The organism is Natronobacillus azotifigens, from assembly GCF_026805325.1.
GTDB lineage: Bacteria > Bacillota > Bacilli > Bacillales > Amphibacillaceae > Natronobacillus > Natronobacillus azotifigens.
Genome location: NZ_JAPRAT010000034.1, coordinates 1 through 24,218, shown reverse-complemented (window position 1 = coordinate 24,218; position 24,218 = coordinate 1). Strand labels below are relative to the sequence as shown.

Genomic DNA, 24,218 nt, shown 5'->3' with positions numbered 1-24,218 from the left:
TTTTTTTCACACTATAAATTATTCATAAATAATCGAACAACATCCGTTCCGGCTATAATTGTCCCTAATGTACTTCCTAAATTAGCTAAGACAATAATTAATAATATTCTCGTTACTTTATTTCGCCAAAAACCTTTTACCGTATAAACATCCTCACTTAACTGCTCAAAATCAGAAACTTGAGGTCGTTTCACATATGCCTGAACAAATCCTGCAAACCAACCTGCTGCCATTAATGGATTCAATGATGTGATCGGTGCGGCGAGCAAAGCAGTTAAAACAGCTAGTGGATGACCAAGTCCCACGATAACACCGAGCGCAGAAAACGTTCCATTCCAGACTAGCCACCTTTGCATTTGCTGCCAACCCGCTTCAGGATTTAACCAAAACGTCGCTAAAATAATGGAGACGATCAAAACGGGAATAGACCAGCCAATAATTTTAGGAAGTTTTGATTTTGCTGGCACACGGTTTAGGTCGTCTAGGTCATGTTCTTTTTCAAGTTCCTTTGTAATACCTGGAACGTGCGCAGCTCCTAATACAGCAATAATCTTCTTCCCAGGAGCTTGTTTAATTTTTTCCGCTAAGTACTGATCTCTCTCATCGATTAGTGGCTTTTTTAATCTAGGGAAATACTCGGTAAACTCTCTTAAAATGCTATCAATTGAATCTTGACTTTTCATCTTTTCTAATTCTTCTTCTGTAATCGTCTCATTAGAGAAAATCCCTGTCATTACTTGAGTCAACAGCATCATTTTCCCTTTAAACCCAACACCAGCCCAAACTCTAGAGAATGTAATCTGAATGTTTCGATCGGCCAAAACTAAAGATGCCCCTACTTCTTCTGCAGACTTAATTCCTTGGATCATCTCTTGACCAGCTTCGATGTTAAATTGTTTCGCAATCCTTTTTTGAAAAGAAGAAATGGCTAAGTTCATTAATAACAGTGTAGCTTTTTTCTCTTTAATCACTTTAAAAATGTCCATGTCCTTCCACTTACTTCCGTCCTGTATCGAACGATACCGCTGTTCATCTAGCTCCACACAGACTGCATCTGGTTGTTCTTGTTCAATAATATCTTTTACTAGGTCAGCACTATGCTTCGAAACATGTGCTGTTCCAATCAAAATATATTCTTTGTTATTTTGAACGATTCTCGTGATATTTTGCTTCTCCTCTGACATATATGTACCTTCCTTTAACCTGTTCTTTACTGCCTAGTATATAGCATTTCCTAATCCTTGAATACAAAAAAGTAGTGAACAATTTGTTCACCACCTTTTTTGCTCAAACGATCTATTTCTTATATGAGCCGACAATTTTTCTTGTAATGGTTTTTTCAATCTCTACAACAACAAATATCATCACTCCAATGATAATTGGAAACACCCAATATTCTGGAGAAATTGGCGCCAATCCCAACGCGGTATAGAGAAACGGCACATAAGTTACAGCTAGTTGAATCACAATTAATACTCCTGAAACAATAAACGCTGCTTTGTTGGTGAAGAATTTTTTATCAATAGCAAAATGTCTTTCATTACGAACATTGAACATGTGAAACAACTTACCAAAAACTAGTGCTTGCAACGTTACCGTACGAACGACTTCGATTTCGTCAGTACCTGCTCCCGCCATGTTTTGGTTCATCAATAAGATAGAAACCCCGATTAATAACGCAACAAAAATTATCCGAAAGATGTAATAGGAACTCAGTAACCTTGAATCCTTACTTCGAGGCTTGCGGTCCATTGCCCCTACTTCCAATTCCTCAAAAGCCAGTGCCAATGCTACTGTTACTGCGGTGACCATATTCACATATAAAATCTGAACTGGAGTTAGAGGCATTTGAATACCCATTAGCAATGCTGACATTACTAAGAATGCTTCAGCACCATTCGTAGGCAGAATAAAAAGAATCGTTTTCTTTAAATTATGATAAACACGGCGACCTTCGCGAACAGCGTTAACAATGGTTTTGAAGTTATCATCGACCAATACCATTTCTGAGGCCTCTTTTGCAACTTCCGTACCTTTAATCCCCATAGCAACACCAATGTCTGAACGTTTTAATGCTGGTGCATCATTTACCCCATCACCCGTCATCGCATTGATATGACCATTGGCTTGTAAAGCTTGAACTAATTGCAACTTATTCTCCGGACTTGTTCTTGCAAAAACATCTGTTTCTTCGACTATTTTTTGTAATTCTTCTTCGGAAAGTTTATCAAGTTCACTACCTTCGATTGCCCGTTCATTTTCCGTAATCCCCATTTTCCGAGCAATTGCAATCGCAGTTTCCTTGTGATCACCCGTAATCATTTTCACTTGAATACCTGCACGCTTACACTCTTTGACCGCTTCGATTGCTTCTTCACGTGGTGGATCCATAATTCCTGCAAGTCCAAGTATGGTTAAACCCTCACTTACTTCTTCATGATCAATCTCTGTTATGGATGCATCTACTTGCTTTACAGCTGCACCTATTACCCGTTCCCCTTCACGTGAACGACTTAACACTTTATCTTCCCAATTTTCACGCTCTTCTGTTCCATCTTTTACGTTTGCCATTTCAAACAAGCGATCCGGTGCACCTTTTACGTAGATGAATTTCTCACCATTAACTTCTACTAATCCTGCCATGTACTTATAAGAAGAGTCGAAAGGTATTTTTGATATAATCTCTAGGCGATCTATCTTCTTATTTGCTTTTTCAGCCAATGTCACCAAACAACCTTCTGTTGGTTCCCCACTAATCACCCACTTATCATCTTCATCTTGACTTAGCGTGGTTTCATTAATTGTTAAGACACTGGTTAAGAATTCTTTTAGTGCTTCATCTTCTGCTACATCAACCTCTTGATCATTCTCTGTTATCTTACCTTCAGGAGCATATCCTGTTCCAGACACACGGAGCTCACGATCCTTTAGTATAACACTTTGTACCGTCATTTCATTTTTCGTTAATGTCCCCGTTTTATCAGAACAAATGACAGAAACAGCACCTAAGGTTTCAACAGAAGGTAAATTCCGCATAATTGCATTATTTCTGGCCATTGCTTGTACACCTAACGAGAGAATAATGGTTAATATCGCTGGTAACCCTTCTGGTATGGAGGCAACCGTCAAACCAATTACCGATAACAGTAACTCACCCCATTCATAATCATGAATTAACAATCCAAAAATAAATAATAAGATAGCTAATCCTACGATAACTACCGAGATCATCTTGCCAAATTTATCTGTCTGTCTTAACAGTGGTGTTTGGATCTCTTCCACTTCTGATATGGAGGTATTTATCTTCCCAATTTCGGTATTTTCACCTGTTGCAACAATGATCCCTTTCCCTGAACCAGAAGCTACGGAAGTACCAGAAAACGCCATATTCACCCGATCACCTAGTGGCGTATCTTCTGGTAAGGTTTCCGTGCTTTTTTCTACTGACGTTGATTCTCCTGTTAACGCTGATTCTTCCACCTGTAAATTATTTGTTACCGCTAATCGAATATCTGCAGGAATTTTATCCCCAGCATTCACTATCACAACATCACCCGGAACAAGATCGGCTGATGCAATTTCTGTTTGTTCACCATCTCGAATTACCGTTGCTTCTAGAGAAAGCATCTTTTTGATTCCTTCTAGTGCCTTCTCTGCCTTACGTTCTTGGATATAGCCAATTAATGCATTGATAATAGCCACCAATAAAATAACAATGGTGTCAACATAGTGACCTAACACAAACGTTACCACTGCCGCTACTAATAAGATATAAATTAACACATCACTAAAATGTTTAATGAACTTTAGCCATTCTGGATCTTTCTCCCCTTCTGGCAGTTCATTGTTCCCCCATTCTTCAAGTAGATGCTCTGCATCTTGCTCGGTTAAGCCATTGTCTAGATCTGTTTTCAGTTCTTCTTCTATCTCTTTCGTATCTTTATCAAACCATTTTGTATCTGACATGCAAGACTACTCCCTCATTATAGAAATTCATTGCTTAATGTAAAACTTCAACCGGTGTATTCCCATGATGTTAGTTCTAGCATATGACCCAAACACCCCAGAAGCCTTCGATGTGCTATCGTCCGCTACACATACCTAAACAACTTTTTCTTGTATTAAAGTACGAATTTTATGGACAGCTGCTCTCGGATAAACTATTCATAATGGCTCTACCTTTTTTCTTTCCCTTTAAAACCTATACTCCAGTATACTTATAGTTCTATAGAAGCAAATAATAGTAATGTGATATTTTAAAAAATCTATAGAATCAATTAATTCAATCTCATAACAACATAATAAACGTTTTTTTGTTCACATTTCCTCTTTCATCCAAGATAAAATTGTCGAATATGGGAATAATAACGTTAAATCATCTTATTTTGAGATTGTTCTTATGGCTCATTTGTATTGTTATTTTTTCTTACATCTTATAAACTAAATAGTAATGATTAAGTTCGAAATTATTTGACAATTTAGAACTTACATATATAGGAAGGGGAAAGCAAATATGTCTAATCAGACTGCAGAAAACTATGTAAATGAGGTTTACGAAACAGTAAAGAAACGTAATCCAAATGAAAATGAGTTCCACCAAGCTGTCAAAGAGATCTTTGACTCGCTTGTTCCGGTGTTTGAGAAACACCCTGGATATATCGAACAAGGAATATTAGAAAGAATGGTTGAGCCTGAGCGAATTATTTCTTTCCGTGTTCCATGGGTAGATGACGAAGGGAAAGTACAAGTAAACCGTGGATTCCGTGTGCAGTTCAATAGTGCAATCGGTCCATACAAAGGTGGTTTGCGTTTCCACCCATCTGTTAATGCAAGTATCATTAAGTTTCTAGGCTTTGAACAGATCTTTAAAAACTCTTTAACTGGACAACCTATTGGTGGCGGTAAAGGTGGATCAGATTTTGATCCGAAAGGAAAGTCAGATAACGAGATCATGCGTTTCTGTCAGAGCTTTATGAGTGAACTGTCTAAACACATCGGACCTGACACGGATGTACCTGCTGGTGATATTGGTGTAGGTGGTCGTGAAGTTGGTTATCTATTTGGCCAATATAAGAAAATGCGTGGCGGGAACCAAGCAGGCGTTTTAACTGGGAAAGGCATTGGATTTGGTGGTAGTTTAGCACGAACAGAAGCTACTGGTTATGGAACGGTTTATTTTGTGCAAGAAATGTTAAAAGGTCGCGGAGATAGCCTAAAAGGAAAAACGGTTGTTGTTTCTGGTTCTGGTAATGTATCGATCTATGCGATGGAAAAAGCAATGGAACTCGGCGCTAAAGTAGTGGCTTGTAGTGATTCTAATGGATTTATTCATGATGAAAACGGAATCGATTTAGCTACTGTAAAACGACTAAAAGAAGTCGAAAGAAAAAGAATTAAAGAATATGTTAACGAACGTCCTAATGCAACATTTACCGAAGGATTCGAAAGTATTTGGTCCATCCCTTGTGATGTAGCATTACCTTGTGCAACACAAAACGAATTAAGTGAAGAGTCTGCTAAAACATTAGTATCAAACGGAGTAAAGGCAGTGGCAGAGGGAGCAAATATGCCTTCTACACTAGAAGCGATTGACGTCTTTTTAGACAACGATGTTTTATTTGGCCCTGCTAAAGCAGCAAATGCTGGTGGAGTAGCTGTATCTGCTTTGGAGATGGCACAAAACAGTGCCAGACTTGCATGGAAGTTTGAAGAAGTTGACGAGAAACTTCAAGAAATCATGAAAAACATTTATAAAAACAGTGTGGAAGCCGCAGCAAACTATGGTCGTCCAGGAAACTTAGTCGTAGGTGCGAACATTGCTGGTTTCCTTAAAGTAGCAGATGCAATGGTAGCTCAAGGAGTCATCTAAGAAAGAAACACTATAAGAACAGCATGCATAGCTAAGTAAAACAAGACTACTTTTAAAATAAACCGGGAAAACCACCCGATCCTTTTAAAAACAATAAGAAGCTATATTGTTAACGGTCTGATGGTGAAAAGCGTTCGCTTGTCACCATCAGACCCTACTTGTTATACTAGAAAATCTTTTGCATCACCATAAGAAATGAAGTGAATTTTTTCCTACATCAGAAAAAAATCTCTTCCAGATGTTTATCCAAGTCCACTAGATATTTATCCACCTCTGGCTTTTTCACGACATTATGAACAGAGAAAGTTTTAAAAGGCTTCATCCCTAAAAATGCTTGCGTGCGGTGCAAGTGGAAAAGTGCTTCATCAACATTCTTCCCTTGGAAAAATCCTGCATGTGTAGAAAACTGATCTTCTGGAGCATTCCAAGTAGTCGAAAACATGTACCGCTTATCAATGAATAGTCCCCCTTGGCCATATCCTTTATCTCCTTTAAAAAAGATACCTGACTTATAAACTTGATCAAAATACGTTTTAAATTTGCCAGGGATACTAAACCAAAAAATTGGCGTCTGGTAAATAATATAGTCTGCCCATTGGAACTTTTCTCGTTCTTCGTCTAATAAATAGCCTTCATCAACAATTGTTGTCTGCACATGATACTTTGTTGCTAATTTCTTTACCATTTCGTCAAAAATCGTTCTGTTTAAATCTCCTGGACTATTTGGGTATGCTTGATGTCCATTAATGATAAATATATTTTTCATTTCTACTCCCTCCAGTAACTATGTTACTCAAGGAAGTTTATGCTCTACACCTGAAAATCATGTTATTTTTTTATTCCTTACTATACTTATCGGATATATGTGTTATAATAGCTTTAACACTTAATTGGAGTTGATGGGCATGAAAGGCATACCGTTGATTGACTTTAGAAGTTTTTTAGCGATTATTTTTGTTGTAACTTTCTTCATCATTATTTTTTAGATGATAAACTTTGACATGAATAATACTGGCTACATGCTCACATATTGAATTATAAAAGACCCATGATCACCGTTCAGGTTGATTATGGGTCTTTTCGATTTTTGTCTCACAACCTGTTTTACCATAAAGTGAAACTTCAATCAGCGGGAGTTTTTTAGGTGTCCCCCCCCTGATTGTTAGTCCTAATGGATGACCTAAAGGCCCTTGAATAATTCGGGATGCTGGCGTAGGTTACTTCCACGTTAACAACTTGATATTCTCGTTGCTTTGAAATGGAGGCTTACGGACGGTTGCTCCAGAATTTTTATCTCCATGTGATACGTAAAGAAAAAACAACTGATTTCAGCCTCACGTTTCTAAGCTTAGTTTTTTTGTTGATGATAGCATCTATAACCATACGGAACAAGTGAAATTTTCGCTTGTTTATCAAATTGAATTTCCTGTTCACTAAATAGCTCTTTTCCTTTAAAACCTGCTAACTCACTTATTTCTAAACTATAGGCTTGTTCACAATTGTTTAAGACAAAAATCAAACGTTCTTCTTTTGTCTCTTTCACATAAACAACAATATTTTCCTGTTCTTCTGTATCCAAAAATTTAAACGTTGTTCCATTTCCAAAGGCATCATAAGCTTTTCGCATAGAAATTAACTGTTGAACAAACTTGAATAAGTCTTGATCCTGATTTGAAGGGTCCCATTCCATACAAGCACGGCAACCGGGATCATTTTCACCTGTCATTCCAATTTCATCCCCATAATATAAACAAGGCGTGCCAATAAAAGAAAGTTGAAAAATATACATTAAACGAACACGAGCTTTAACGCCTTTAGCTAATGATAATATACGCGCGGTGTCATGGCTATCTAATAAATTAAAAGCTTGTTCATTTACATTTTGCGGGTACATGTGAAGTACATTGGTAATACTATCTCTGAACTCCAAAGAATTCATCGCATGCTTTGCAAAAAATTCGATAACACCATGAGTAAAAGGATAATTCATTACTGCATCAAATTGATCCCCTTGAAGCCATGGCATGGAATCGTGCCATATCTCCCCTAAAATATAGGCATCAGGCTTTGCTTGTTTGACCACTTGACGAAAATCACGCCAGAAAGCATGATCAACTTCATTGGCAACATCTAGACGCCAGCCATCAATATCAAACTCTTCAATCCAATAGCGAGCTACCTGTAATAAATATTCCTTCACTTTTGGGTTTGCCGTATTCAATTTCGGCATATTCGCTACAAAGCCAAATGCATCGTAGTTAGGGATAGGAGCCGTTTCAATAGGGAAATTTCTTATATGAAACCAATCTTTATATTCCGAATGCTCACCAAGTCGCAAAACATCTTGAAAAGGTTCAAAATAATATCCGCTGTGATTAAACACCGCATCTAACATGACACGAATTCCTCTTTCATGACATGCTTTTACAAGACGTTTAAATGTTTTTTTATCCCCAAATTGCGGATCGATTTCCATATAATCAACCGTATCGTACTTGTGGTTCGTTGGTGCTTTGAATATTGGGCAAAAGTAAATCCCTGTTATCCCAAGCTTCTCAAGATGATCAAGATGATTAATAACACCTTGGAAATCTCCCCCAAAAAAAGAATCTACTGCTGGAGCAGCACTCCCCCAAGGTAGGGTATTCGCTGGATCATTTGTTGGATCACCATTGGCAAAACGTTCAGGGAAAATCTGATACCAAACGGTGTCTTTCACCCATTCTGGTGCTTGAAAGGAATCAATAGCATGCAAAAACGGCAAGCAAAAGTAGTTTCCTATGTCTGCTGGAGGGTGATCGAAAAAACCACGTTCTGTATAAATAACAGCATCACCATTTAAGGATTGGCATTGAAATGCGTACCGTAATCGTTTAAAAGATGGACGTATTGCTACTTTCCAATAATCAAAATATTGCGTTGAACCTGTTTTCGTCATTTCTGTTTTTTGGTATCTCCATGTCTCTTTTTCGAAATCATAAGGATCACCATGAATTAAGGTGACGTCATTTACATCATTAGCTTTTGTACGCAACATAATATGAAAGGTTTCTTCATCATACGCGTAGGCATATTCATTAAGTGGACGATGATAAATCGCTTCTCTAAACATTTTACACTCTCCTATCAATAGTTTTCATCCATTCGCGCAAACGATTTCATTACCTAATCAAAAAAACCGACTTATTTCTACTGGTTCTTTTTGATAAGAACTATAGAAAAAATAAGCCGGGGTTGTTTCTCTACATTGCCCTTCAATTGTTAACGTTTATTATATACATTTCGGTTTGAGTCGTCAATATCTTTCGTGCATATTTTTTCGAAATAACCGGTAATTATTATTTCACCTGCTTTTTTCAACCAAAAGCGCATTCGTTTGCACGAAGATGCCAGCAAGAATATTCAATATCTTTTGATTTGTTTTTTCTTTTTTCACAATATGGTTGATAATATTCTGTCAGTATTTCCTCTGAAGCTGTTTTCAAAGCAATTTACTTTGTATATAATAGGACTTATATACGATTTTATCAATGGAAAGCATTTTAAATTCAGTTACGACAGATGATTTATTGTATAGAATGATTTTTGATTATTATATAGAGGATGAAGAGTGTATGGTTGTTACAATTAAAGATGTTGCAAAAAGAGCAAATGTGGCTCCGTCCACAGTTTCTCGGGTAATTGCAGACAGTTCTCGAATAAGTTTAGATACGAAAAAAAGGGTTAGAAAAGCAATGAAGGAGCTTGGATATTATCCAAATGTTAATGCACGTAATTTAGCCGTTCGTTCCTCACAAGCAATCGGAGTAATTATGCCCTCTTCTGCTGAAACGGCATTACAAAACCCCTTTTTCCCAGAGGTTTTAAGAGGGATTGGTAGTACGGCTCATGAAACAGAATATTCCCTTTACGTTTCTACAGGTGGGAATGACGAGCAATTATTTGAAGAGGTTAAACGAATGGTATACGGAAATCGAGTTGATGGGATGATATTACTATATTCCCGTGTGGCTGATCCAATTATGGACTTCCTTGTTGAAGCAAATTTTCCTTTTGTTGTTATTGGTAAACCATATGAACAAGAAAGCAGAATTACATATGTTGACAATGATAATTATCATGCAAGCCTAGAATTAACCAATCATTTAATCGACTACGGTCATCGACATATAGCCTTCATCGGTGGAACAACAGATCTTGTCGTGACAATGGACCGTTTGCGTGGTTATCGTTCCGCACTAAAGAAAGCGAATTTAGACTTTAAAGATGACTATATTGTTCATGATGAGTTTTTACGATCTAGTGGTAGAAAAGCCGTTGAACGATTATTCTCGCTAAAAAAGCCACCAACGGCTATGGTAATCGCTGATGATATGATGAGCTTAGGTGTTATCAATATGCTTGAAGAATTTGGTGTCGACTGTCCAGAAGACGTATCGATTACTAGTTTTAACAATCTTTACTTATCAGAGCTTATTCGCCCAGCTCTTACAACGGTTGATATTCAAATTTATATGTTAGGTGTTCAATCTGCCAAGTGTTTAATTGAAAAATTAAAGCACAAAGAAGAACCTGCCAAACGAATTATTATCCCATATTCAATCAAGTTTCGAAACTCTACAAAAAATATAAATTAACAATCAAGTTGCTTTTACGATTGAATTTACGAACTTAACTTCTTTTGAAAGTGTTTTCAAAAGAAGTTAAGTTACTACCTTTAGATATTTTTATAAATGAAACAACAAGAAGCTATAGTTTGTAAGGAGCTGATGGTGACAAGCGAACACTTGTCCTGTCACGCTATAGTGTGACACTTTCCCATAAGTAAAACGACAGATGACCATGAATGGCCATCTGTCGTTTTACTTATGGGAAAGCAACCATCAGACCCTACTGTTATAGAAAAATTGTTGCATCCATTTAACCTTACTTTAAATAACCTTAATTATTCGCAAACTGATTGTATTTGTCTGCTACTTCTTGTGTAGACAGAGCACCATTGTATATATACAAGTCATCTATTAACCCTTGATATGGTGTATCCCAATGGTTTACACCTAAACCAAAGTAGCCATCTCCTGAAGTAAAGCGATCTGGGAAATCATCACCCACAAATTGCTCTTCTCCATTAACGAATACACTTATGATATCACCGTCTACAGTGAACGCTAAATGAGACCATTCATTCGCTTGTATTCGTGAGCCAGCCGAGGCATCATACCACTCCTCACTTCCTGACCAAATTATCGTTTCATTATTATGTGCATAAGGGACTATACTAATCCAACTATCTGGATTCATCGCTCCAAAGAAGCTTGTTGTGTGCTGGGTAAACTCTTCAGGCGCTACCCACAACGATACAGTATAGGAATCTCCAACAATCAAACCCTCTGGTAAGCGAATTCCCGACTGACCATCAAAAACTGCTGCTTGTCCATTCAAACCTTCTGTAAAGGTAATGTTTCCACCATGGTTATCAATACGATCTCCAGTAACCGTCGCATCATGAAATCCTCCTGTTTCATCAGAAAAATCTCCATCAAGAGCAAAATGGGCTACTAATCCTACTTCACGTCTAGGCATTACTTGAACCATAAATACTTTCGTTACCGTTGCATCTCCATTTGTAATCGTAGCCGTGATTGTAACCTCGCCTTCTTCATCGACTGGGCGTGTCACAGAACCATCTTCTGATATAATACGCTCATCCGAAGATTCCCACGTAATAACCGTACCTTGAGAAGCCGTTGTTGGTAACGTTAAATTACTAACCACATTACTCGTATTCCCGATTCTCAATTGATCTTCTACGGTTTCAACAATCTCTTGTTCTGTTCGATCGTATACTCCCGTTTGCGTACCCCAGATCGAAACACCTCGGTCTGATAGTGCAGTGAAGGAAAGGACATAATCTCCAACAGTAGGATCCCAAACCTCAACCAATACACCATAATAAGTAATATTATTGATCGTTATTTCAACAAAATACTCATCATGCTCCCACGTTCCATCAACATCACCTGTCAGTGTTCCGTCTTCATGTAGTTCGATAATACGAGAAGCTTTTAACTCTGTACTGTTGTCTTTTCCGTGGTTGATATATTTGTATTCCCCAATGATATCTGCAACACGAATGGAATCATCTAACGACTCTCCTGAATAACGATGTGGCGCTACTACTGGCCAACCATTTTGGTTCATAAACATCTGATGTATACGAACCTCGTGTGCTTCTCCTCTATTCGGAAACCGTGCGTGAAAAACTAAGAATTCTTCCTCTGTATCTGGATCGAAGTAGACGGAATTATGACCCGGTGACATGTAACCAACACCCGTACCCATTCCAGGATCACCTAATTGACGGTCAAACACGAAATTCCCCATTAACTTGTTACCAAACTGTGCGTTACTCACATCTCCTGGCAACACAGCTGGTTGTCCATCGGCATCAACATATGGGCCCTCTGGACTTTCCGAACGGAACTGTCTCATATGATAAGCACCATCCGCTTCTAACCAACCATACGTCACATACAAGTAATAATAACCATTGTTCGGGTTATATTGTACGTAAGGACCTTCTCCAGACTTCCAGTACCCTCCAGATATTTTCGTTCCAAAATAACGATCTATCATTCTACCATCCTCTGTTTCCCCATCTTCACCAGGATACAATACCTCTCCTGTTTCTTTATCTAGTTCTAATAAGAAAATGCCGCCAGACCAAGAACCGTATGTCATCCATAAACGGTCGTCTTCATCAAAGAAGATATTTGCATCAATTGCATTCGGGTAATCGCGATTGTTATAAGTACCATCCGCATCGAACCATCTGTTATTTTCACCACTAATGATTCCCTGATCAATCAATTCAGGTAAGTGGGTATTTTCCCATTGTTTGTTAACATCACTGTTCTCATCATAAGTTTCATTTTCTGTGAAACCTGAATAAACTATTGTATCTACATATTCATACGGACCTTCAATCTCCTGCGATACTGCAAAACCAATTGCTGAGCGAATATAAGTAGAAGATGCACTATAATGCATCATATACGCACCAGTTGATCCATCCTCATTGATATAATGTTCATTCCAAAAAATCTCTGGTGCCCAAACAGCAAAGCCACCAAAACTATCTGCGTCGTTTTCCCCAGCCCATTCAAATGATTCAGCTAGGTTTGCTGATAAATCACCGAATAGTGTATTGTTTGGTGTTGTATACCCATTTGTAAATCTTGTCCAATTCATTAAGTCTGTTGATCTTGCAGCCTCTACATGTGTACCAAAGACGTAGAATGTATCGTCCACCTTAATAATTGATGGATCATGTACAGAGACGTTACTAAAGCTCGGTGTGTCCCTTTGTTCTCTCTCATTTTGTGATAGATCGGAGGTATTATTTTCTCGTTCATCCACACTATCTTGTTCATCATTACTAACTAGGATAGCAAAAGCTACAACAGCAATTACTATGACTAATAATCCTATTACGGTTACCTGTTTTCTCTTCATCTTTTCACCCCTTCTAATTTTGAAAGCGGATACATTTTTGTCAAAAAAAATAGCGAAGAGCTAAACGAAATGGAGCTCTTCAACTTCAACTTGTACTTACATTTTATAAATCAACTTCATTCTTGTCAATAAGTTTTTCTGTTTTAGCAATATAAGGGTTGCTTAATACATCCGTTCTATGGGCAAACAGCGCCCAGTCCTTTCGTGGCTTTCACATAGTGTCTGCATAGCACTCCAGTTACAGACAGATGCTTTCCAACATGCGGTTTCTTGTCACCATCAGTCCCTTTCAAAATATAGCTTCCTGTTGTTTTTCAAAAGGATTGGGTGTGCTAGGAACTCTGTTGCATCTATTTTAAAGGTATAACAGCTAAAAATACCGGCATAGAGCGAAAATGCATATACTATTTTATACGAAAAAACAGATGATCTTAAATGACCATCTGTCTTTTTCGTGGTAGTATAAGCCAACGCTTCAACTACCACGGGTAAATCTATCACTATTTATGCTTCTCCTCAAATTCTTTCATAAATGCCACTAACGCATCGACACCTTCTACTGGCATCGCGTTGTAGATGCTTGCTCGCATTCCCCCTACAGAACGGTGACCTTTTAGCGTTTCTAGACCAGCAGCTTGTGCTTCTTTTACGAAAGCCGCTTCTATTTCCTTGTCAGAATCCTTCGTTACAAACGGAATGTTCATCAGCGATCGATCTGCTGGATTGATAGGTGATACAAACAGATCAGAAGCTTCAATATAATCATACAATTTTTTTGCTTTCTCTCGATTGATCTCTTCCATTTCTTTCAAGCCACCTAGAGACTTAATCCATTCAAAAACAAGTTTTGCCATATAAACAGCGAAGGTCGGTGGTGTATTGTACAATGAGCCACTTTCGCTGTGTGTTTTATAATCAAGCATCGTCGGACAAGTATCCGTTGCATTTCCAATTAAATCATCACGTATGATGACAACAGTTAATCCAGCTGGTCCTAAGTTTTTCTGTGCACCAGCATAAATAATACCAAATTTCGACACATCAATTACTTCAGATAATATATTGGACGACATGTCAGCAACTAAAGGAACATTCCCAGTGTCAGGAAGTTCATTATATACAGTTCCTTCAATCGTATTGTTGGTTGTAATATGAACATAATCTGCCTCTGGATCTATCATGCTTGCATCTACTTTAGGAATGTAAGAGAAATTCTTATCCTCTGAAGAAGCAACTACACGAATGTCTCCAAATTTTTTCGCCTCTTGAATGGCCTTTTTCGACCAAGATCCTGTATGAATATAATCTGCTTTTTTACTATGTACAAGCAAATTCATTGGAACCATCGCAAATTGTTGTGAAGCACCACCTTGAATAAATAACACTTTATAGTTATCCGGTATTTGCATTAATTCTCTTAACAGTTGTTCTGCCTCGGTAATAATATCCGTAAACAAACCGGAACGGTGACTTAACTCCATAACAGACATACCGGATCCATGATAACTCGTTAACTCTTTTTGCGCCTTTTCTAAGACAGTTAAAGGGAGCATGGATGGACCTGCTGAAAAATTATAAACTCTACTCATGTCATCACACCTATTCTATTTATTTTAATTGATCGATAAAGTGAAACTTTAATCAGTAGGGGTTTTTAGTTATTCCCCCACTGATTGTTAGTCCTAAAGGATGACCTAAAGGCCCTTGAACCATTCGGGGTGCTAGCGTCCGGTACTCCCACTGTAACAACTTGCTTTTCTCGTTGTTTTGAAGTGGGAGTCTTACGGACGGCTGCTCCGGGATAAAAAGAAATAAGGAAATGTTTCCTTACTTTTATGAACGATTGTCCTCAGCTTAACTGCTCATGAAGAAAATAGAAAACAACACGTTATCATCACTTATCATTGTGAACATTTTATCAATGTTTCTATTTACTTTCAACTCTAAATTTTCTCAAAATTTAAGCAACTATTTTTATTAGTAGAAAAATCATTCATGCCATTCGCTACTCTAGCGTGATATGATAATAGAAAGAGAAAAAAATTTGGGGGATAACTTGTGAAAACTATTATTTTTGATGTCGATGACACGTTGTATGATCAACAGTTTCCATTTAAAAAAGCATTGGAAGAGACATTCCAACTTACATTATCAACAGATGAAGTCAATCAACTCTATTTAGCTAGTCGAAAACATAGTGATGATTTATTCGAGCAAGAGCAGGCGGGGGAAATTTCTACATTAAAACTGCAAACATATCGCATTACAGAAGCTTGTCGAGATTATAACATTTCCATCACCTATGACGAAGCAGTGGCTTTTCAAACCAATTATTTAGCACGTCAAAAAGAAATAACACTATTTAAAGAGGTAGAGCAATTACTCGATTATTTAAAGGCGCAAAACAAACAGCTTGCCGTATTAACTAATGGTGGAACCGAACATCAAACGATGAAAATCAAACAACTGGGATTATCCAAATGGATTCCCGAATCACATTTCTTCATCTCTGGAACAATTGGTTACGCAAAACCAAAAAAAGAGCCCTTCCTTTTTATTGAAGAACAGTTGCAGCTAGACCCGAGCAAAACGATTTATATAGGTGACGCTTTCGTCAACGATATTATTGGTGCCAAACAAGTAGGGTGGAAGGCAATTTGGTTTAACCATCGAAAACGAAAACCTGAAGATGATGAGGTAAAAGCCGACTTCGAAGCAAGCACTCCATCTGAACTGCTTAATTTTTTAAAAAATAACATGAAATAATAGTGCAAATCATCGTTAATAACGTTACAACTCGAGCGAATTAATAAAGAAAAACACCTAAAAACATTAAGCTATTTTTTAACTTACTTATCTTGCAACAAAGAAACAGAGGTAGCATCTTACGCTCCTCTGTTTTGATTGATTATTTTTTTCTTCCAAAATAAAAAATACCAAACAGTAAAAAGAATGCAGTCACGATAATAGACAATATTAGGATTGGTACTGGTCCAAATTGATAAATCAGTGGTAAGGAGGCGGCTGTGAATAGCCCTCCACCAACTAATGGTTCAAAAAGTAATTGTTTATACCCAAATCCTTCGAGTGCTGGTGATTCCGTGTCTGGATCGGCAATCTTCATCAATAAGAGACCTGTTGCTGTCATCCCCATTGCCTGACCCATGTCACCAATTCCTCGTTCAAACCAGAATTTCGGAATCATTTTTGGTGCTAAGACAAGGAAGGCAAATACATTCCAAATGATCGCAATAATAGCTAATAGTAAGAATGGAACAATGTTATCACCTATCACTGACAATGACAACGTTGCGAGTGCACTAACAATTAAAACGTCTAATGCAAAACCTGAAATTCGATTAATCATCTCTCGGTCAATATAATCACTAATGCCCAATTTACTAAACGCAATCTGAATGATCATACCGCCAAACATTGCTAATGGAAATAATGGAACGTAGGGGAAAAGATAGGTTCCCGTCCATGCACCCCAGGTAACTTCTTCTAAATAGATTAGTAATTGTTGAAATACATAACCTAAACCAATTGCTGCACCTACGATAGCTAAATGAAAAGCCATTGGCTCCATTGAAGAAACATGTTTTGCTTTTGACGGTTCCTCCCGATCATCTAGCTCCCCCAGATGTTCTTTTTCCTCTTCCGTTAATTGATTTTGTGAGGTGACAAATTTGGCTTTGCCAGTTCTTGCGCCCCAATTAATGAGAATGATCCCAATAATTACACCGGAAACAATACCGATCGTTGCTAAACCAATCGCTAAGTCCGCTCCTTCTGCAAAGTTTAATTCTTGGAAAGTACCTGATAAACCCGCTGCTGTACCATGCCCACCCACAAAACTAATTTCAATTAAGGCACCCGTGAGCGGATTCATATCAAAGACAGGTGTCAAGACAAGTAATGTGAGGGTAATCCCTAACACATATTGCCCCCAAGAAACGGTCTGACCCATAATTACCTGGGGACCAGCAATTAACCAGATTTTCTTTAAACCCGGAACAACTTTGCCTAAAAACAAAGCGGCAAACACCACGTTAATGAAAAGACCAGGAAGCGTATCCCAAACATCAAAAATGTAAGAGGGAATCAGTCCTTGATAAAAAATTGCATCCTCACCTAGAAAACGCTGGGTCAACCTCCCCAATATTTCTGGTCCAACAAGTAAAGCAATAAAACCTGCAATAATAGAACTTGGTAAAAATAGATCTTGTAACCATTTCATATGAATACGAAATAATTTTCCAATCAGTAAAAACAATCCAATGACGATAAACGCAAAACCAACCACATCTGCTGTCAAAATATACACTCCTTCCCACTAGCTATATCCATTTTGTATTTACCACTTCCTTCGTTTCTAAAACATTTCACAAAACAAAAAGGTAAACAGGATTTTTATATCACTGTTTACCTTTATTCATATGAAATGTAATCAAAAAGAAAACCGTTACTGCACTGGTTCAGCAACAACGACGAACCAACCTTTACCTTTATACGCATTATACCCTTTCGTTAAACAGTAGGCATAAATGTGATCTTCTTCAACGGTAAAGCCTCTTGTTTCTTCATTTCCCAATACTTTTTGAACTGCTTCTAAATGATTTAGATTTTTTTCAAGTGTTCCTTTGCGATCCGTTGAGGCGATCACAAAACCTTCTTGATTAACTAAGTACAGCATACTCTGGTCTCCAAGTTTGACACTTTCGATAATGTCATAAATAAACTCCCAATTGAAGCGGGTTGTAAATACACCAATTAATTCACCTTCATCATTATGTATAGGACTAGAGTATCCCATTGTATAGCCATCAACAACTTCTGAATAATACATATCCGTCACGTAGACGCTGTTTGTTTCTATCGTTTCTCGGAACCATTTGCGGTTCGCCATATCCTTACCGACTTGATCCTCATTTTGAGCAGAAACAACAATTTTTCCGTTTGTATCCACAATGAGAAAATCATAATACACTTCATAAATATCATAAATATTCTTTAATAATTTCTCTGCATCTTGTTTCGTTTCTGGATTAGGATTAATCAGAGATTGTTTTACCGCATCAAATGTTGCCCAAGCTTGTACATCACAGTTCCTTTCGAAAAGATTACGATCAATTTTATCGATGGTATCAAAAGCAATATCGACAGTTCGAACTGAAATAATCTCATTAGCTTTTGTCTGAATTTTTCCGATAAGTTCTTCGCTTTCTTTGCTCGCACTAAAACTTTCTGAGGAAAAACTTTTTATCTCGTTGGCTACTACTGCAAAACCACGCCCTGCTTCCCCAGCTCTAGCTGCTTCAATTCCGGAATTCAAGGCCAGAATATTCGATTTTCTCGAGATGTCTTGAATTTTCTTCATTACTTGTTGCATTTCATGATTGTCTTGTTTTAATTCACTCATTAACAGGGAAACATTTAATTCTTTTTCGGCAAGCTTTTCCACCTATAGCAACTCCTTCTACTAGACTACTTTTTTCTACAGTATACCACTTTTTTCTCTACTAATTATGATTATATTTTGACAAATCTGAAAACTATCTCAATCATCTGAACGTTCAACAGGGGTAATAGATTCCATTCACTATCTACTCATATAACGATCGATAAATTGTGTTAGTTTCTCTTGATAACCAGCTGGATCTGTTCGATGTGCTAAACCATGTCCTGCTTTTGGTACGATAAGCAATGCTTTTTCACTCTGACAAGCTTCATACAGTTGATATACCATATTTGTCGGTACAAAAGCATCTTCTTCCCCATGAACAAATAAAATAGGGACATTGGCTTTTTCCACTTGCCTCAACGCCGAAGCTTCAGAAAATGTGTAGCCGGCTCGGATTTTTGTTAAACCACTTGTCAACGTTAAAATGGGGAATGCCGGTAAGTGATACATGCGTTTCAACTGATAGCTCAATTCATCTTTCACCGAAGTATAACCACAATCAGCAACAATTGCTTTTACTTGACTAGGTAACTCTTCTCCACTTGTCATCATCACAGTAGCTGCCCCCATTGACACACCATGCAACAAGATGGTAGAATCAGCACCTAATTGCGTTAGCACTTGTTGAATCCAATCCAAATAATCTAACCGCTCATTCCAGCCAAACCCAATATAATGCCCTTCACTTTTCCCATGTCCTCTTGCATCTGGAAGAAGAATATTCATGTTGTACTTTTCATGATACAGTCTCGCAAATTCACTCATAATGAACGCATCTCCGGAATATCCATGAGCAAGAATCACCGTATTCTTTGTCGGCTTTTTGGCAGGAAGAAAATAAGCAAAGAGGCGTAATTTATCTCTAGAACTCATTTTCCAATGGTAGAAACTTTGATTCTTCCACCATTGTTTATCTTGATCCGAACGAATACCAATCTCAGGATCTATTTGTAGATCCGGGTCATCTGCAATAAAATGCTTTTTCCCACGAGCAACAGCCGTATGGTAAAAATAGAAACTAGCACAAATTAAGACAAATAGGAAAAGACCAATAATTAGATAGCCAATCATCCCCTGTCCTCCTTTTTCATTCTATTAACAAATTAACATTATGCTTTAACTTTCCTTATGTTCATTCAATCGAATGTTACTTTTCCATTCATTTTCTAACATACTCATTTCATATAAACTCCAATAACTATCTCCCATTTTCCTGCAATCCCTTAGTAAGCCTTCGATCTTAAAACCAACTTGTTGATAACAGTTTAGAGCACCTTGATTGAAATCAAATACACCGAGTGTCACACGATGCATTTGTAATTCCTCGAAACAGATCTTCAAAGCTAGCGAAATCATTTGTTTCCCATAACCTTTTCCTCGCGCCTCTGGATTACCTACGATCACTTTAGCAATGCGAGCACTGTTCTGCTCATAATCAATGTTTACAATTGCCAAGTGTCCAATGACTTGACCTGAATCTTCATCCACCGCTTGATAAAGATACCGATTCGCCCCTGGATGGTTAACCCCTTTAATGTAGTTCACTAATTGTTCTTCGGTCAATGGATAGGTAAACTCCGGGCCTGCCCATTGCATAAGAAACTCTGGTGAGGTATTTTCATTCCATTCTACTAAAGTAGCAAAATCCGATTCTTTAAAGTAGTCTAATTTTATCATTTATTAACTTCTCCTTTTTGTTCATACCACGATATGTAATATATTTGTAACATAAAAACTATTGATTTATAAAGCAGCATTTATTATCGTTAGAATATGTGTTAAAAATATGATATATTTACTATCTATTCCATGAAGATTGGTAGATTATGTTGAACAAGGAGTGAAATCAATTGCAATTAAAAAAACCAAAATTCAAGATACTTACATTTACCATTCTATCAAACGATGCAAATAAAATGATAACTCGTCTTCGCATCCCAAAACTAGTTATCTTATTTGGGTCCCTTTTTGCATTGATTCCCATTGCTCTTCTTGGTTATTTTATCATGCTTAATAGCCAACAAGAAACGATAAGCCAACAGCAACTAGTAGAAAAACAACAACTTCTTACTAAATTAGAAGATAAAAATTCTCTGACAGAAAACCTACGCATTCAAATTGAAGAACTAGAGTCTGAGAGAGTTCAAGTTCAAGAAACGCTTGAGGAATTAAATCAGCTAGAATCACAAATTCAGGAATACATTGTAGAATTACCTGAAGAAGCTTTAGGTGGTGTTGAAATTCCAGTCGATGAATCGGAAGTAATTGAAAATGCGGATGGGTCGTTTTCTCTAACTGATTCCACTGTTTGGCTTGAAAGTTATCAAAAAACGTTAGCAAACATTAATCAAGTGAATGAAAACATTCGACATATTCCAACTGCATGGCCAACAGTGCCAAATACAATCACCTCAGACTTCGGCCTCCGGAGTGATCCATTCTCATCAAACTCTTCTTTCCATTCAGGCATTGATGTTAGAGGCGCAACAGGTACACCTGTCTATGCAGCAGGAGACGGGATTGTCATTCGAGCAAATTACTATGGAAATTATGGGGAAACGATCATTATTCGACATAACGATACGTACCAGACATTATACGCACATCTGTCTAGAATAGATGTAGCCAATGGTGATCAAGTAACCAAAGGAGAGGAAATTGGAGCTATCGGGAGTACGGGACGTAGTACGGGACCACATCTCCATTATGAAGTTATTAAGAATGGTGAACCTGTTGATCCAAAGATCTACTTAAATCTTTTTGATCACTAACAATAACGGAACAAAGAAGGGGAAAAATGATGAAAAAATCAACCAAGATGGAAAAAACGATCGACACAATTATTGGGGAAGAAACGATTATTGAAGGGAAAATCAAATTACCTACTAGCTTACGCGTCGATGGAAAAGTTTACGGAGAAATAGATTGTACGGGTGATGTTTATATTGGCAAAAGCGGTTTTGTTGAACCTGCTTTGAAAGCGAAAAACGTAATCATTGCTGGAGAAGTGAAAGGTGATGTACACACAACCGAGAAAATCCATATTCAACCTAGTGGGGCTTTATCTGGTAGTGCTAAGTCAAATGGTATTATCGTTGATGAGGGCGGTATTTTTAACGGAACTAGTGTCGTTGAACAAAAACAACAAAAATCAACTTTAAAGAAGAAACAAAATATGCCAGAACCAACAAAGGTAGAACAATAAAGAAAACCTGCAACTGGATATGCTGTTAATGATAGAGCCAAATTTTATATACTTTCCTATAAAAAAGGCATGGAGAACTTATTCTCCATGCCTTTTTTCCATTATATATTATTAGATTATTCTTGTTCGAATAACACCTTGGATCAAATTAATTTTTTCCTCTAAGTTAGGAATAACATCACCATTTATTTTATCTTCAATATCAATCATCGTATAAGCAAAACCTTCGTGACTTCTATTCACCATGTCTGCGATGTTTAAATCATAACTAGAAATCGCTGTTGTGATCTGGCTTACCATGTTTGGAATACTTTCGTGTAGCACAGTTACACGTGTCTTACCTGAGTACGGTAAAAATGTATTTGGAAAATTCACCGCATTTTTAATATTTCCCGTTTCTAAGAATGCTTTTAGTTGACGAGCAGCCATTACAGCACAATTTTCTTCTGATTCGCCAGTAGATGCACCTAAGTGCGGAATTGGGATAACATTGTCCATGTTTAATACTTTGTCACTTGGGAAATCGGTAATATACTTACCTACTTTCCCACTTTCCAATGCATCGGCTAAATCATCTTCGTTTACCAATTCTCCTCTAGAAAAGTTTAAGATGTAAACATCTTCCTTCATATTTTGGAAGCTATCTTTATTAAACAATCCTTTTGTTTCTTCTGTTAAAGGTACATGCACACTTATATAATCAGACTCAGCTAACAATTGCTCCATTGATACTGCTCTCTGAACGTTTCGAGATAAGCTCCAAGCCGTATTCACAGAAACAAATGGATCATAAGCAATAACATCCATACCTAATCGTAACGCGTCGTTAGATACCAGTGCACCAATCGCACCTAAACCAATTACACCTAGAGTTTTTCTGTTAATTTCTTTCCCAACAAATTGTTTCTTTCCAGCCTCAACAAGTTTTCCAACTTCATCGCCTTTTCCTTTTAACGTATTTGCCCACTGTACACCTTCGAACAAATTACGAGAGGAAGCGATTAAGGAGGTAATCACAAGTTCTTTTACCGCATTTGCATTCGCTCCCGGAGTATTGAATACAACAATTCCTTGTTCTGAACACTTATCAACAGGAATGTTATTAACCCCAACTCCTGCGCGCCCAATCGCTTTCAGTTCAGATCCGAACTCCTCTGCATGCATATTAAAGCTACGTAGAACAATTGCATCCGGATTTGCACTATCATTATCAATAGTATAGTCATCCTTGAATACATCCAATCCAACTTGAGCAATATTATTTAGTGTTTTAATTGTTTTCCCCATATTGTTATCTCCTCTATATTTGTATTTTTCTAGTGAAAATCTTCTAACAAGGATATTCAACGGCTATTTTTTGCAAAAATCAGAATTTTTTTGATTTATTCCGCACCCATCTCCCCCTTGTAAATAGAAAGAGATAAGGAGATTGGTGTGCATAAATCTCCTTATCTCTGCCCAGGCGAACGGCTCCGATACTATATGCTCCCTCGCGGTTATCCGCGTTCGCCAGTCACATATAGCCTTTTTATTTCCTTCATTCTATCAAATTATCTTTCTCTCATCAATAACGAATATTAATCTATTAGATGAAAATGATATCAAAAGTGAAACAATTCACAATTTTCTATTATATCATAAGCTAAATACATTATTAGTTGTAGTTCAATTTACTTGTTTTTTTATTGAAAAATTCAGGAAAAATCATCTGATCCATCAAAGAATAAGATACAAAAAAACTAGGCGGGCGTGGTGGTGACAAGCGAACGCTTGTCATGTCACGCTATAGCGTGACACTTTCCAACAAGTAAAACGATGATAGAAAAACGAACCGCTATGGAAATACACTACGCTCTCACCACAAGGGTATAAGTGCGACATTGACCCACAACTACTATCGTCGTGTCTTCTTTACCGTGGGCCAATATTTACAACGGGACGAGTAATCGCAGTTCCACGGCTTCAGTTAACTCAGTAAAGCAACTAACACTTACGAAGTGGATCTTCAGCTCGCGCTTTTCCCAGCCGTCCATAGCTAGTTTTAGCGTTTATCTCGGAGTGACAAACACTTGGCCCAAGAAGGCTCTTAACCCTTGGTATATCCACCTAAAACTATCAACCACTATTTCGGACAACTTTGCCTTACTTTTATTCAATTCTGTCCG

The 24,218-nt window shown here is 37.5% G+C and carries 16 protein-coding genes and 1 riboswitch; of the genes, 5 read left to right on the top strand and 11 right to left on the bottom strand.

What is annotated here, in order from left to right; translation table 11 throughout:
• Positions 1–11: 11 nt before the first annotated feature.
• Together OWO01_RS14190 and OWO01_RS14185 are read right to left on the bottom strand one after the other, a co-directional pair.
• The gene (locus OWO01_RS14190) at positions 12–1,184 is read right to left on the bottom strand and encodes a TraB/GumN family protein (RefSeq protein ID WP_268781124.1); all 1,173 of its coding nucleotides are present in this window, start codon (positions 1,182–1,184) and stop codon (positions 12–14) included.
• Positions 1,185–1,296: 112 nt separating this feature from the next.
• Complete coding sequence (locus OWO01_RS14185) at positions 1,297–3,966, bottom strand: cation-transporting P-type ATPase (RefSeq protein WP_268781123.1); 2,670 nt, start codon at positions 3,964–3,966, stop codon at positions 1,297–1,299.
• A 547-nt stretch (positions 3,967–4,513) separates the two neighbouring features.
• Here OWO01_RS14185 and gdhA point away from each other — a divergent pair.
• Complete coding sequence (gene gdhA, locus OWO01_RS14180; protein ID WP_268781122.1) at positions 4,514–5,869, top strand: NADP-specific glutamate dehydrogenase; 1,356 nt, start codon at positions 4,514–4,516, stop codon at positions 5,867–5,869.
• Between the two features lie 217 nt (positions 5,870–6,086).
• Here the strand turns inward: gdhA and OWO01_RS14175 are convergent, their stop codons facing one another.
• Positions 6,087–6,635, bottom strand: coding sequence for an NAD(P)H-dependent oxidoreductase (locus OWO01_RS14175; RefSeq protein ID WP_268781121.1), 549 nt, complete (start codon positions 6,633–6,635; stop codon positions 6,087–6,089).
• A 582-nt stretch (positions 6,636–7,217) separates the two neighbouring features.
• Positions 7,218–8,981 carry an alpha-glycosidase gene (locus OWO01_RS14170; protein WP_268781120.1) on the bottom strand — a complete coding sequence of 588 codons (1,764 nt, stop codon included), beginning with the start codon at positions 8,979–8,981 and terminating at the stop codon, positions 7,218–7,220.
• Between the two features lie 502 nt (positions 8,982–9,483).
• Between OWO01_RS14170 and OWO01_RS14165 the strand changes: the two genes are divergently transcribed.
• Positions 9,484–10,506: a LacI family DNA-binding transcriptional regulator gene (locus OWO01_RS14165; protein ID WP_268781144.1), complete on the top strand. Its 1,023-nt coding sequence runs from the start codon at positions 9,484–9,486 to the stop codon at positions 10,504–10,506.
• A gap of 304 nt (positions 10,507–10,810) precedes the next feature.
• On the opposite strand, the gene OWO01_RS14160 is transcribed toward OWO01_RS14165, so the two are convergent.
• Entirely contained in the window at positions 10,811–13,384 is a 2,574-nt protein-coding gene (locus OWO01_RS14160) for a LamG-like jellyroll fold domain-containing protein (protein WP_268781119.1), read from the bottom strand.
• 500 nt (positions 13,385–13,884) lie between these two features.
• Positions 13,885–14,973, bottom strand: a complete 1,089-nt coding sequence (gene serC, locus OWO01_RS14155; RefSeq protein WP_268781118.1) for a 3-phosphoserine/phosphohydroxythreonine transaminase — start codon at positions 14,971–14,973, stop codon at positions 13,885–13,887.
• A 469-nt stretch (positions 14,974–15,442) separates the two neighbouring features.
• Between serC and OWO01_RS14150 the strand changes: the two genes are divergently transcribed.
• Positions 15,443–16,150: an HAD family hydrolase gene (locus OWO01_RS14150; protein ID WP_268781117.1), complete on the top strand. Its 708-nt coding sequence runs from the start codon at positions 15,443–15,445 to the stop codon at positions 16,148–16,150.
• Positions 16,151–16,292: 142 nt separating this feature from the next.
• On the opposite strand, the gene OWO01_RS14145 is transcribed toward OWO01_RS14150, so the two are convergent.
• The 4 genes from OWO01_RS14145 to OWO01_RS14130 form a co-directional block, all read right to left on the bottom strand.
• A complete protein-coding gene (locus OWO01_RS14145) occupies positions 16,293–17,702 on the bottom strand; it encodes a sodium/glutamate symporter (protein ID WP_268781116.1) in 1,410 nt (469 codons plus the stop codon).
• A gap of 147 nt (positions 17,703–17,849) precedes the next feature.
• A complete protein-coding gene (locus tag OWO01_RS14140) occupies positions 17,850–18,848 on the bottom strand; it encodes a cache domain-containing protein (RefSeq protein ID WP_268781115.1) in 999 nt (332 codons plus the stop codon).
• 138 nt (positions 18,849–18,986) lie between these two features.
• Positions 18,987–19,919, bottom strand: coding sequence for an alpha/beta hydrolase (locus tag OWO01_RS14135; RefSeq protein ID WP_268781114.1), 933 nt, complete (start codon positions 19,917–19,919; stop codon positions 18,987–18,989).
• A 45-nt stretch (positions 19,920–19,964) separates the two neighbouring features.
• The gene (locus OWO01_RS14130; protein WP_268781113.1) at positions 19,965–20,525 is read right to left on the bottom strand and encodes a GNAT family N-acetyltransferase; all 561 of its coding nucleotides are present in this window, start codon (positions 20,523–20,525) and stop codon (positions 19,965–19,967) included.
• Positions 20,526–20,698: 173 nt separating this feature from the next.
• Between OWO01_RS14130 and OWO01_RS14125 the strand changes: the two genes are divergently transcribed.
• A complete protein-coding gene (locus OWO01_RS14125) occupies positions 20,699–21,619 on the top strand; it encodes a M23 family metallopeptidase (RefSeq protein ID WP_268781112.1) in 921 nt (306 codons plus the stop codon).
• 29 nt (positions 21,620–21,648) lie between these two features.
• The gene (locus OWO01_RS14120) at positions 21,649–22,053 is read left to right on the top strand and encodes a bactofilin family protein (protein WP_268781111.1); all 405 of its coding nucleotides are present in this window, start codon (positions 21,649–21,651) and stop codon (positions 22,051–22,053) included.
• Positions 22,054–22,164: 111 nt separating this feature from the next.
• Here the strand turns inward: OWO01_RS14120 and OWO01_RS14115 are convergent, their stop codons facing one another.
• Positions 22,165–23,340, bottom strand: coding sequence for a phosphoglycerate dehydrogenase (locus OWO01_RS14115; protein ID WP_268781110.1), 1,176 nt, complete (start codon positions 23,338–23,340; stop codon positions 22,165–22,167).
• A gap of 162 nt (positions 23,341–23,502) precedes the next feature.
• Positions 23,503–23,580, bottom strand: a riboswitch (ZMP/ZTP riboswitch).
• Positions 23,581–24,218 lie beyond the last annotated feature (638 nt).